The sequence below is a fragment of the Flavobacterium cucumis genome (genome assembly GCF_900148835.1).
Lineage (GTDB): Bacteria > Bacteroidota > Bacteroidia > Flavobacteriales > Flavobacteriaceae > Flavobacterium > Flavobacterium cucumis.
In genome coordinates, this window is record NZ_FRYK01000001.1 from 620015 (window position 1) to 632967 (window position 12953).

Genomic DNA, 12953 nt, shown 5'->3' on the forward strand with positions numbered 1-12953 from the left:
TTTAAACGCCGCAAAATTCGTAACTTTCCGGACGATTAATGTAGTCCAGTTTTAAAATGAAAGATAGTCCGGTTAATTCTTTATTAAAAGAACTTATTTACTTCGATAAAACGAGTACTACATCGGTGTATATTCAAATTTCACAACAAATTATCAATGCGATCCAAAGAAGTTATTTAAAAGAAGGATCGGCATTACCAGGCACAAGAATTTTTAGTCAATTATTGCACATCCATAGAAATACGGCTGTTGCGGTCTATGAAGAATTGGCGGCTCAAGGTTGGGTAGAAATCATTCCTAATAAAGGTACTTTTGTTTTATTACCAAAACCAAAAACAGCTAAAATAAAAGCGATAACAAATCAAGTTGAAGATGCATATCGTTATCCAAAAACAACAGGATTTCCATTTCAAACTTCTTTTCATTTAGTTGCAACCGATACTTTTTCAGAAGCAAAATACATATTAAATGATGGTCAACCCGATTTAAGATTACATCCCATTCATGAATTTTCGAAATGGTATAGTGCCTCAATGAAACGAAAATCTTTGATTACGAAATGGAATTCAAGTTCCAAAACAAAATATGCTACATTCGAAAATCAACTGTGTAATTACCTAAATGCCTCAAGAGGATTTCATATTACGCCAAATAATTTGGTGAGTACACGAAGTACTGAATTGAGTTTGTATGTAATTTCCCGGCTTTTGATTCGAAGAAAAGATGTGGTTTTAGTTGGAAATCTTAGTAATTACAATGCTAATATGATTTTTCAGGAAGTGGGAGCCGACATTAAAACCATTCCAACAGATGCTAATGGATTAGACATTAATTATATTGAAAAACACTTTACAAAAGGCAAAATTCGATGTGTTTATGTATGTGCTAATCGCGATTATCCTACAACAAATACTTTGTCTGCCGAACGAAGATTACAGCTTTTACAACTTGCCAAGAAATACCAATTTGCCATTATTGAAGATGATTTTGACTATGATTTTCAATTAGAAGGTTCCGCAATGGTTCCAATGGCAAGTTCCGACGGAAACGGAATGGTAATTTATCTTGGAAAGCTTGGACAATCCTTATTTCCGAGCTTTCAAACTGGATTTGTTGTGGCTCCTGAAAATGTGATTTCGGAAGCAAAAAACTATCTTCAAATTCTAGACAAACAAGGTGACTTGATTCAAGAACAATTGCTTTCTGAATTAATTTACGAAGGCGAAATCCATCGATTACTCAAAAAGAATACAGTTATTTACAAAAGAAGACGGGATTATACTTTTGATTGTTTTAAACGCTACTTTAATGATTCTATACAAATTAAAAAACCGTCAGGAGGTTTGGCAATTTGGATTGAATTTACTCCATCTATATCATTAGTTCAACTTGCCGAACAAGTTTCGAAATTAGATGTTTTTCTACCTAAAACCTTACTTTATCAGGATAAAAACACATGTGCTATTCGATTTGGGTTTGGACATTTGAATGAAGAAGAAATTGAAATTGTAATACGCAAATTAAAACTTGCATATAATATTATTACTAGTTCATAAAACAAAAAGTCCCGCAAATTGCAGGACTTTATTTCTATAAATCTAATGTCTTAGTCAGCTAAAACAATAATTTTATTTTCATTCATTTCGATGGTACCCGAATTAATAGGTAACCAATACGTTTGCTCATTTACTTTACTGAATTTAGAAGCGAATTCTTTTTCAATTTTAATATTTTGAGCATTAATTTTCACATTCCCTTTTGCCAATAACGAAACAATAGGCGCGTGATTATTTAGCATTTGAAACTCGCCGTTAATTCCAGGAACGGAAACCGAAGTAACTTCTCCTTTGAACAATGTAGCTTCTGGTGATACTATTTCTAAAATCATATTTCTTAGTGATTAGTGATTAGTGATTAGTAATTAGTGAAAAGCTTAGTAACTGAATACTAAAAACTGAACACTGAAAACTAAATTATGCTTCTGCTAACATTTTCTCTCCAGCTTCAATAGCTTCTTCGATAGTACCTTTAAGGTTAAATGCTGCTTCTGGTAAGTGATCCAACTCACCATCAATAATCATATTAAATCCTTTGATAGTATCTTTAATATCAACTAACACCCCAGGGATACCAGTAAATTGCTCCGCCACGTGGAAAGGTTGAGATAAGAAACGTTGTACACGACGTGCACGAGAAACCGCTAACTTGTCATCTTCAGATAATTCTTCCATACCTAAGATAGCGATAATATCTTGTAATTGTTTATATTTCTGTAGAATCTCTTTTACTCTTTGAGCACACTCATAATGTTCCTTACCTAAAATTTCCGGAGTTAAGATACGAGAAGTAGAATCCAATGGATCTACGGCTGGATAAATCCCTAATTCCGCAATTTTACGCGATAATACCGTAGTTGCATCTAAGTGAGCAAACGTTGTTGCTGGTGCAGGGTCAGTTAAGTCATCCGCAGGTACATAAACCGCTTGTACCGAAGTAATAGATCCTTTTTTTGTTGATGTAATACGCTCTTGCATCGCACCCATCTCTGTTGCTAATGTAGGTTGGTAACCTACCGCAGAAGGCATACGTCCTAACAACGCAGATACTTCAGAACCAGCTTGTGTAAAACGGAAAATATTATCAACGAAGAAAAGCACGTCTTTTCCTTGACCATCTCCTGCCCCATCACGGAAATATTCAGCAATTGTTAATCCAGAAAGTGCTACACGAGCACGTGCTCCTGGTGGCTCATTCATCTGACCAAAAACGAAAGTAGCTTTAGAATCTTTCATTAATTCTTTGTCCACTTTAGCCAAATCCCATCCTCCATTTTCCATAGAGTGCATGAATTCATCACCATATTTAATAATTCCTGATTCTAACATCTCTCTCAAAAGGTCATTCCCTTCACGAGTTCTCTCTCCAACACCAGCAAATACTGATAAACCTCCGTGACCTTTTGCAATATTATTAATCAATTCTTGAATCAATACCGTTTTACCTACTCCAGCACCTCCAAATAATCCAATTTTACCCCCTTTTGCATAAGGCTCAATCAAGTCGATTACTTTGATACCTGTAAATAAAACTTCAGTAGAAGTTGATAAATCTTCGAATTTAGGAGCAGGTCTGTGAATTGGCAAACCGCTTTCACCTGCTTTAGGTAAATCTCCTAAACCATCAATAGCATCTCCAATTACATTAAATAAACGACCAAAAACTTCACCTCCAATAGGCATTTGAATAGCTGCTCCAGTAGCAACTACTTCAGCACCTCTAGACAAACCATCTGTAGAATCCATAGAAATGGTTCGTACAGTATTTTCACCAATGTGAGATTGAACTTCTAATACTAATAAAGTACCGTCTTTTTTAGTGATTTCTAATGAATCGTAAATTTTTGGTAACTCAGCATTTGCATCATTAAACACGACGTCAACAACTGGTCCGATAATTTGTGCAACTTTTCCTGTGATTCTAGACATTGCTTATGTATTTATTTAATAGCTAATTAATGTTGAAAAAATGATGTATTTTTCCGAGTGCAAAGATAGTTTTTTCTAAAACAATTTTGCAATTTATTTTTTGAATTTTTTGCAATAAAAAAGCGAAATTTTACAATTTCGCTTTTAAAATGTTATTCTACAGTAACCGATTTTGCTAAATTCCTAGGCTGATCTACATTACAACCTCTTAAAACTGCAATATAATAAGACAACAACTGCAATGGGATTGTCGTCAGCAAAGGTGTAAATGGTTCGTTTGTTTCAGGGATTTCAATCACGTGATCTGCTAAAGCTTTTACCTGCGTATCTCCTTTAGTTACTACAGCTATAATCTTCCCACTTCTCGATTTTATCTCTTGAATATTGCTCACCACTTTATCGTAATGTCCTTTATTAGGAGCTATTACAATTACAGGCATATGTTCGTCTATCAATGCAATTGGCCCATGCTTCATTTCTGCTGCCGGATAACCCTCTGCGTGTATATATGAAATCTCTTTTAATTTTAAAGCCCCCTCTAAGGCAACAGGAAAATTGTAACCTCTACCTAAATACAGACAATTGGTTGCATCTTTATAAATTTCGGCAATCTGTTTCGCTACATCATTTGTCAATAAAGCTTCTTGAACTTTTTCTGGCATTAATTCTAATTCCAAAAGATAACGTTGGTAATCAGAATTATTCATTGTCCCTTTTGCTTTAGCTAAACGTAATGCTAACAAAGTAAGGATTGTGATCTGAGTAGTAAACGCTTTTGTAGAGGCTACTCCAATTTCTGGACCTGCATGTGTGTAAGCTCCGGCATGAGTCTCACGTGAAATTGATGAACCCACCACATTACAAACTCCAAAAACAAATGCTCCGTTTTCTTTGGCTAACTTAATTGCTGCTAAAGTATCCGCAGTTTCACCTGACTGTGAAATAGCAATAACTACATCATCTTTATTAATAATTGGATTTCTATAGCGGAATTCTGACGCATATTCAACCTCAACTGGGATTCTTGAAAATTCTTCGATAATATATTCTGCAACTAACCCTGCATGCCATGAAGTCCCACAAGCAACGATTAGAATTCGTTTTGCGTTTAAGAATTTTTCCAAATTATCTTCAACACCTGACATTTGAATAATTCCTTTGTTCGCCAAAAGTCTTCCTCGGTAAGTATCTTTGATTACACTTGGCTGTTCATAGATTTCTTTCATCATGAAATGATCATACCCTCCCTTTTCAATTTGCTCCAAGTTTAACTGAAGTTCTTGAATGTAAGGATCTACCAATGAATCATCTTTAATTTTTCTAACTTTTAATGGTTTGTGTAAACGCACAATTGCCATCTCTTCGTCCTCCAAATAAATAGCATTGGACGTATACTCTATAAAAGGAGTTGCATCAGAGGCAATAAAAAATTCATCCTCTCCAATACCAATTGCCAATGGACTTCCTAAACGAGCAACAATAATTTCGTCTGGTTTTTCAACATCAATTACTGCAATCGCATAAGCACCAATTACTTGATTCAAGGCAATTTGCACTGCCTTACCAAGTTTGCAATTTTCTTTTTTCTTAACTTCTTCAATTAAATTCACCAACACTTCAGTGTCAGTGTCTGATTTGAAAGTATATCCTCTTTTAATTAATTCTTGCTTTAAAGGTTCATAATTTTCAATAATACCATTATGAATTATAACCAATTTACCAGAATTTGAAAAATGGGGATGCGAATTAACATCATTGGGAACTCCATGGGTTGCCCAACGTGTATGTCCCATTCCAACTTTACCAATAGTAGTTTTCTCACTTTCCGCTCTCGCTTCTAAATCAGAAACTTTCCCTTTGGTCTTAGATAATTTTAAAGTATTTCCATCATATAGCACAATACCTGCACTATCATAACCTCTATATTCTAGTCGATGTAATCCTTTTATAATAACAGGATATGCATCTCTATGTCCTATATAACCTACAATTCCACACATACTTAATTATTTGGTCTAGAGTAAAATATTTGCAATTTTAATTTCTTTGAATCAGTTCTGTTACTTCCATACAAAACTGTTCCTAATGGATTCATCACTGATGCAACAGGAACAAACTTAACTTGTCCTGAACCCAATGGAATAGGTGTTCGCAATGCAGTATTTTGAGGAATTCCAATATTCTCCGTAACAGTTAAGCCTAACCTAACGTTTTTATTAATACTTTCATCATCACTATTAATAATTCTATTGATATATTCGGTTATTCTAACCTTATATGAAACTCCTTTTTTATTTTCTCCTTCACCTGTTAACTCTATTATACCTCCAAATATAAATTTATTAAATTTCGGGTTTACAAATGTTGTTGGATCAAAGGTGTAATCAACTATAGGTCTATTATTTGTTGCGTCATACAAATATATTCTGCTAGGCTCCTTTGGCTTACCAACAACTGGTTGCATACCATTCTCAGTATCATCAATATGAAAAACCAAATTGGCTTCATTTATTATCCAATTGTTATCTCTTAGTTCCTCCAATTGATCAGGAATTCCATCAGAATCATTATCCGGACCAAACAAATCGATAAAAGCTACGGAACCTTGACCCCCTCTTAAAAACAAACGCTCAGCCCCAGTAGTAGTATTTGAATTATCAACAATAGCAGTTTGATACGCTGAATCATCAGAGTAATCAAAGAAATTAACTGTATTTCCTCTTAAATTAAGAACCAACTCTCTTTTAGCTGATGTAGTAACTGAAACACCATTAGATGTTGTTGTAACATCCGAATGATACTGAACCGTAATTTTTCCTTGTGAAAAATCTAAAGCTGACATTACCCCTTCTTGACCACTGTTTTCTTCTACCTGAAAATAAAGCCCTCTAAAATACTCCTTGAAAGCAGTATTGTTAAATAATTTGCCCGAACCAGCATTCAAAATCTGTGTCTCAAAAAAATCTTTATCGAGATTAACCCACATCCCTGGTCGTTTTCTCTCCTTTACAACTCTATCCTCAATAGCTGTTACGATTTCACCACTGCTATTCAAAAAATTACCGCCATCATCTGTTTTGTAAATAATGATTTCACTTTTGTCAAATTTAAATTGAGTATTCTCTACTGTGTTAGCACTAGTATTAAGTTGCATTCCTAGATTACCCTCAACTAAACCTTTATCATCATTAAAATACCTCTGATTGTAAGATAAATTATCATTGGGGTCTGGATTTGGATTTAAATCTCTAAGTATATATCTACTTTCATAAATCTTAAGATTCAAAGTACTATTTGGATCACCATAAATAGAGTCAAGCTCATAAGTGGTAACACCCGCAGTAGTCTCTGAAGTACTAAAATAAGGAATGTATAAATATACTGAGTCATTAGCTTTAATATCAATATTCGTTCCTAATGTTGGATTTGGAGTTTCCAATTCCACTTGAGTTACAAAATGTGCAGCTGTTTTTCCAAAAACACTATTGCTATAAACTCCAAGAGAATTTATCGGTAAATTATTAGTTTGAACTGGCCCAGTAGGTTTTGTATAGGCTATAACCGAAGTTTCATCATATAATTCTAAATCAAAATTATTTTCTCCAACAACATCGGAACCCAAAGAATTAAAATCCTTATCACATGAAACTAATAAAACAAAGAAAGAGAACAAAGAGGATATTTTTAAAAAACTTTTTTTCATAATGATAAAATCATATTATAATACGTGATTCTTGATAAACGAAGTATACAATTCTTTAATTGTATCTTTTGATGCGAAAGGTAAAAAAGGTTTGTTCGAACTTTCTATAAATTTTGTTAAAGTTGGGGTCAATGTCTCAGAACCAAAAACAACAGCATCAGAATGCGCTATAGAGACCTTCATTAGATTTTCATAAGTAGGATTCTCTAAGTCTAAAACCGAATTCTTATCTATGTTGTCAAACAAAACTTTATTTATAAATTCTTTATCTAAATTCCCCTGAAAACCCTGTGCATAAACCGATGAAATAATTTTAGTCTCAGCAAAGATACCTTCATCTTTGTAATAATGTTTTAAATATACTGGTAACATTGCAGCCATCCAACCGTGAACATGAATAACATCTGGAACCCAATTTAATTTTTTTACTGTTTCAACCACTCCTTTAGCGAAGAAAATGGCTCTCTCATCATTATCAGGATACAAAGCTCCTTCTTCATCTGAAAATGTAGCCTTTCTTTTAAAATATTCATCATTATCAATAAAATAAACCTGAATTCTTTCCTTTGGAATTGAAGCTACCTTTATTATAAGAGGCATATCCATGTCATTTACCACCAAATTCATTCCTGATAAACGTATAACTTCATGCAATTGGTGTCTTCTCTCGTTAATATTGCCATACCTAGGCATAAAAATTCGTATTTGTCCACCTAAATCATTAATCATTTTTGGCATTTCATACGATTGTAACGACACCTCGTTTTCAGCTAAATAAGGCACCACTTCAGATGATACATACAATATCCTCTTGTCTTCCATAATGTATTCTAGTTAATTATTGTTTTAAAAAACCTTGCAAAATTACAAAATTTTATGGATTTATCCACTAAAATAGTAAGTTTGCACCTGAAATAACAAAGTAGAAAATGCTCGTTTTTAACAAAAAGTCTGATTTAAGTGCTTTTTTAAGCCCATTAATCAATCAAAATAAATCCATTGGATTTGTCCCTACCATGGGAGCTCTTCATCAAGGACACCTGTCATTATTAAAGAAATCGCTTTCAGAAAACGATGTAACTGTAATGAGTATTTTTGTGAACCCAACACAATTTAACAACGCTGATGATTTAAATCAATATCCTAGAACATTAGAACGCGACATACAAATCATGCAAGATTTGAGCAACAATATTATTGTTTACGCTCCTGAAGTGACGGATATCTACGAAGGAAATACTGTTTCTGAAAATTTTGACTACGACGGATTAGAAAACCAAATGGAAGGAAAACATCGTCCAGGTCATTTCAATGGTGTAGGAACAATTGTAAAAAGACTATTTGAAATTATACAACCAAAAAGAGCTTATTTTGGAGAAAAAGATTTTCAACAATTACAAATCGTAAAAAAATTAGTTTCTAAATATAAAATCCCAGTCGATGTCATTGGCTGCTCTATTCACAGAGAAGCAAATGGATTAGCTATGAGCTCAAGAAACGAAAGACTTTCTCCAATGGCTAGAGAAAAAGCCGCTATTGTTTATCAAATATTAAATAATGCTAAAATCCTTTTTAAAACAAAAGCAATTGAAGACATAATAATTTATGTTACAAACGAATTTAAAAAACATCCAGAATTTCAATTGGAATATTTTGAAATAGCAGATGAAAACACCCTTCTTCCAGTTTTAAAAAAAGAGGCTAACACAAAATATCGAGGTTTTATAGCAATTTTTGTTGAGAATATCCGATTAATTGATAATATTTCACTAAATTAATTACCTTTGCAACATGCAAATTCAAGTAGTAAAATCAAAAATTCATAGAGTAACCGTAACGGGTGCCGATTTGAATTACATAGGAAGTATCACCATCGATGAAGCCCTTATGGAAGCTTCTAACATCATTGAAGGTGAAAAAGTACAAATCGTTAATATCAATAATGGAGAACGTCTGGAAACATATGCCATTAAAGGACCAAGAAATACTGGCGAAATCACATTGAATGGACCGGCTGCTCGAAAAGTTCACCGTGGCGATATTGTAATCATTATTTCATACGGAATTATGGACTTTGAAGAAGCTAAAAAATTCAAACCAACTTTAGTTTTTCCTAACGAAAAGGATAATTCATTAACCTAGTTTGAAAGCTAGTATTCGAAAATTTTTAAGCCTTTCTATCCCTCTCATTATTGGGCTAGGTATTATTTATTATCAATACAATACACTTTCTGATGATGAATTAGAAAAAATAAAAATCAGCTTCATTAAAGCCGATTACTTTTATATCTATTTATCACTATTTATTGCCCTTTTTGGTTTTTGGTCAAGAGCATACCGTTGGAAATTCGCGTTACAACATTTAGGATATCAAACCAAATTTCGAAACGACCTAATGACCGTTTGCGTGTCTTATTTGGTTAATTTAACTATTCCAAGATCTGGTGAAATATCTAGGGCCGCATTATTAAAAAAGTACGAAAACGTACCTTTTGACAAAGGCTTTGGAACAATTGTCGCAGAACGAATAGTTGACATGATTATCGTTCTGCTCTTTATCGCCATTGGATTGATCTTACAATTTGATAAAATTTACCAATTTTTAATTGATAAAGGGGTTCAATTTGAAGCCTTAATTGGGTCTGCAATTATAGGACTTATTCTCTTCATTATTCTTGTTTTGGTCTGGATTTACGCTGAATGGAATGTTATTTTAAAACTTAAACAAAAACTATCTGGCCTAATCGAAGGGATGCAAAGCATCTTAAAAATGAAGGATAAATGGAAGTATATTTTTCATTCCTTCTTTATTTGGTTTTCCTACTTGATGATGTTTTACGTTACTATTTTCGCCCTGCCTGAAACCGCAACCATCAGTTTCGATATAGTCGTAATGGGCTTTATTTTCGGAACACTTGCTGTCGGTTTTACTAACGGAGGTTTAGGTGCTTTCCCATTAGCCATCGCCATGATTTACGCTCTTTATGGAATACCAAACGATGTAGGAGTTGCCTTTGGCTGGCTAGTTTGGACATCACAAACCCTTTTAACCATTTTTTTAGGGCTAATATCTTATTTACTTTTACCTATTTTAAATAAAAAATAAATTAGTAAATTGCTTGCGCTAACCAAATCTCACTAAAGATGAAAATGAAGCTTCTGATACTATTATTATTGCTTTCCAATTCTATATTTTCTCAAAAAATTAAAGAATCCATTCAAACAAAAAAACTAGGCACCCGCAATTTCACGATTGTAATACCTCCTTCATATGAAAACAATAAAGATAAAAAATACCCTTTATTGCTGCTCTTGGATGGAGAATATTTACTCCCACCATTTGAAGGAACGTTAAACTATGGTAATTATTGGGATGATCTACCAGAAATGATTATTGTAGCTATCGATCAAAACTATAACGAAGTACGATTTGATGACAGCCAATTTGATTTAAAAGGATTTCCGATAGAAAAAGGAGCTGACTTTTTCGAATTTATTGGTGTTGAACTAATTCCATTGATAGAACAAAAATACAGAACGCTTCCTTTCAGAATTATTGCAGGTCACGACACAACAGCTGGATTTTTAAATTTCTACCTATATAAAGACAATCCCGTTTTTAATGGTTACATATCGCTTGCGCCAGAAATGGCTCCCGCAATGGAAACGAGAGTTGCTGAACGGCTATCCAAAATCAACAAACCCTTGTTTTATTATCAAGCTACCGCGGATGGTGATTTACCTGAAATCAATGAAAAAGCAACTACTCTAGACAAAAATATCAAAGCTATTCAGAATCCAAATTTAAAATACCAAAACGATGCTTTTAAGAATACTTCACATTATTCAGTAGTAACTAAAGCAATCCCGAATGCATTGTATTTTATTTTTGAAGGTTACCAACCTATTTCTATGTTAGAATTCCAAAATAAGATTGTTAATTTAGAATCTGGATACGCCAATTATCTAATCGAAAAATACAATTATTTAGAAAATATGGGGCTTCAAGTAAAACCACGCCTTTCAGACTTTAAAGCTATTGAAGCTGCAATTTTAAAAAACAAAGCATTTTTGGAACTCCAGCCACTAGCGGATTATGCAGATAAAAAATATCCAAAAACTACATTAGGAACTTATCATCAAGCTTTGTATTTTGAGAAAACTGGTAATTTTAAAAAAGCACTAAAAACATATCAAAAATCATTTGCTTTAGAAGAAGTTAGAGAATTAACAAAAGATTATTTAATGTCGCGAGCAGATGCGTTAAAGGGTAAAGAAGACGCACCCGAAGAAGATGCCCCAACAGAAATAATTGAAGAAACTGCAACAGATAAGAAAGAGTAAAACTATGAGTAAAGTAAAAACTGCTTTTTTTTGCCAAAATTGCGGCACCCAATATTCAAAATGGCAAGGCCAATGTAATGCTTGCAAAGAATGGAATACCATCGTTGAAGAATTGGTTCAAAAAGAAGAAAAAGTGGCTTGGAAAACAACTGTTAGTACCTCGAAAGTAGCTACAAAACCTTTACTTGTAAAAGAAATTGATACCGCACAAGAAATCCGATTAAACACTACTGATAACGAGTTGAATCGGGTTTTGGGGGGCGGATTGGTCCCAGGTTCTTTGACTTTGCTGGGAGGTGAACCAGGAATTGGAAAAAGTACATTATTACTGCAAATTGCATTAAAACTTCCTTATAAAACGTTTTATGTTTCAGGAGAAGAAAGCCAAAAGCAAATAAAAATGCGTGCTGAACGCATTACCTCAAATGGTGATAATTGTTATATCTTAACCGAAACGAAAACCCAAAACATCTTCCGTCAAATATTGGAGATCGCGCCTGATATTGTTATTATCGATTCGATTCAAACCTTACATACCGATTATATTGAATCGTCTGCTGGAAGCATTTCTCAAATTAGAGAATGTACCGCTGAGTTAATAAAATTTGCTAAAGAGACCAATACACCCGTTCTTTTAATAGGTCATATTACAAAAGATGGAACTATAGCTGGACCAAAAATTTTGGAACACATGGTCGATACCGTTTTACAATTTGAAGGCGATCGAAATCACGTGTATCGTATCTTACGATCGTTAAAAAACCGTTTTGGCTCTACAGCTGAATTGGGAATTTACGAAATGCAAGGCTCTGGTTTACGAGAAGTCGACAACCCATCAGAAATTTTGATTTCTCATAAAGACGAACAACTTTCAGGAACAGCAATTGCAACTACCTTAGAAGGGATGCGTCCGTTGATGATTGAAATTCAAGCTTTGGTTAGCACTGCTGTTTACGGAACACCTCAACGAAGCACCACAGGTTACAATGCGAAACGCTTGAACATGATTTTAGCCGTGTTAGAAAAACGAGCGGGTTTTAGATTGGGCACAAAAGACGTATTCTTAAATGTAACAGGAGGAATTTCAGTTGAAGATACTGCAATTGATCTAGCAGTTGTTGCCGCTATTTTATCTTCTAACGAAGACATAGCCATCGCAGAAGGCTTTTGCTTTGCTGGTGAAGTGGGGCTTTCTGGAGAAATCAGACCCGTTAATCGAATTGATCAGCGAATACAAGAGGCTGAGAAATTAGGTTTCACCTCAATTTTTGTTTCCAAGCACAATAAAATCGCTCTGAAAAAGACAGAAATTAAAATTATATTAGTGTCAAAAATTGAAGATATGGTAAGTGAATTGTTTGGCTAAAACGAAAATATATTAAAAATTCAATAAAAGTTTAATTTTTTTATTTTTTTTATAT

11 protein-coding genes are annotated in these 12953 nt (G+C 33.7%); 6 read left to right on the forward strand and 5 right to left on the reverse strand.

From position 1 onward, the window contains the following. Positions 1-56: 56 nt before the first annotated feature. The gene (locus BUE95_RS02925) at positions 57-1556 is read left to right on the forward strand and encodes an aminotransferase-like domain-containing protein (protein ID WP_073581241.1); all 1500 of its coding nucleotides are present in this window, start codon (positions 57-59) and stop codon (positions 1554-1556) included. A 50-nt stretch (positions 1557-1606) separates the two neighbouring features. On the opposite strand, the gene BUE95_RS02930 is transcribed toward BUE95_RS02925, so the two are convergent. From BUE95_RS02930 to BUE95_RS02950, 5 genes are all read right to left on the reverse strand, one after another. Beyond that, positions 1607-1888 (reverse strand): F0F1 ATP synthase subunit delta/epsilon, encoded by a 282-nt coding sequence (locus BUE95_RS02930; protein ID WP_073581243.1) that lies wholly within the window; start codon positions 1886-1888, stop codon positions 1607-1609. Between the two features lie 85 nt (positions 1889-1973). Further along, positions 1974-3485, reverse strand: coding sequence for a F0F1 ATP synthase subunit beta (gene atpD, locus BUE95_RS02935; RefSeq protein ID WP_073581245.1), 1512 nt, complete (start codon positions 3483-3485; stop codon positions 1974-1976). Between the two features lie 152 nt (positions 3486-3637). After that, complete coding sequence (gene glmS, locus BUE95_RS02940) at positions 3638-5485, reverse strand: glutamine--fructose-6-phosphate transaminase (isomerizing) (protein ID WP_073581247.1); 1848 nt, start codon at positions 5483-5485, stop codon at positions 3638-3640. A 2-nt stretch (positions 5486-5487) separates the two neighbouring features. Next, complete coding sequence (locus BUE95_RS02945; RefSeq protein WP_073581249.1) at positions 5488-7188, reverse strand: BamH family beta-barrel-assembly machinery protein; 1701 nt, start codon at positions 7186-7188, stop codon at positions 5488-5490. 15 nt (positions 7189-7203) lie between these two features. After that, positions 7204-8010 carry a glycogen/starch synthase gene (locus BUE95_RS02950; protein WP_073581251.1) on the reverse strand — a complete coding sequence of 269 codons (807 nt, stop codon included), beginning with the start codon at positions 8008-8010 and terminating at the stop codon, positions 7204-7206. A gap of 107 nt (positions 8011-8117) precedes the next feature. Here BUE95_RS02950 and panC point away from each other — a divergent pair, with 107 nt between their 5' ends. From panC to radA, 5 genes are read left to right on the forward strand one after another with little or no spacing between them, the layout of a single operon-like run. Then, positions 8118-8966 carry a pantoate--beta-alanine ligase gene (gene panC, locus BUE95_RS02955; protein WP_073581253.1) on the forward strand — a complete coding sequence of 283 codons (849 nt, stop codon included), beginning with the start codon at positions 8118-8120 and terminating at the stop codon, positions 8964-8966. A 13-nt stretch (positions 8967-8979) separates the two neighbouring features. Further along, positions 8980-9330, forward strand: a complete 351-nt coding sequence (panD, locus tag BUE95_RS02960; RefSeq protein ID WP_008255780.1) for an aspartate 1-decarboxylase — start codon at positions 8980-8982, stop codon at positions 9328-9330. Position 9331: 1 nt separating this feature from the next. Further along, the gene (locus BUE95_RS02965) at positions 9332-10294 is read left to right on the forward strand and encodes a lysylphosphatidylglycerol synthase transmembrane domain-containing protein (protein WP_073581255.1); all 963 of its coding nucleotides are present in this window, start codon (positions 9332-9334) and stop codon (positions 10292-10294) included. Between the two features lie 38 nt (positions 10295-10332). Next, complete coding sequence (locus BUE95_RS02970) at positions 10333-11532, forward strand: alpha/beta hydrolase (protein ID WP_073581257.1); 1200 nt, start codon at positions 10333-10335, stop codon at positions 11530-11532. A gap of 4 nt (positions 11533-11536) precedes the next feature. Continuing rightward, entirely contained in the window at positions 11537-12898 is a 1362-nt protein-coding gene (radA, locus tag BUE95_RS02975; protein ID WP_073581259.1) for a DNA repair protein RadA, read from the forward strand. Positions 12899-12953: the final 55 nt, after the last annotated feature.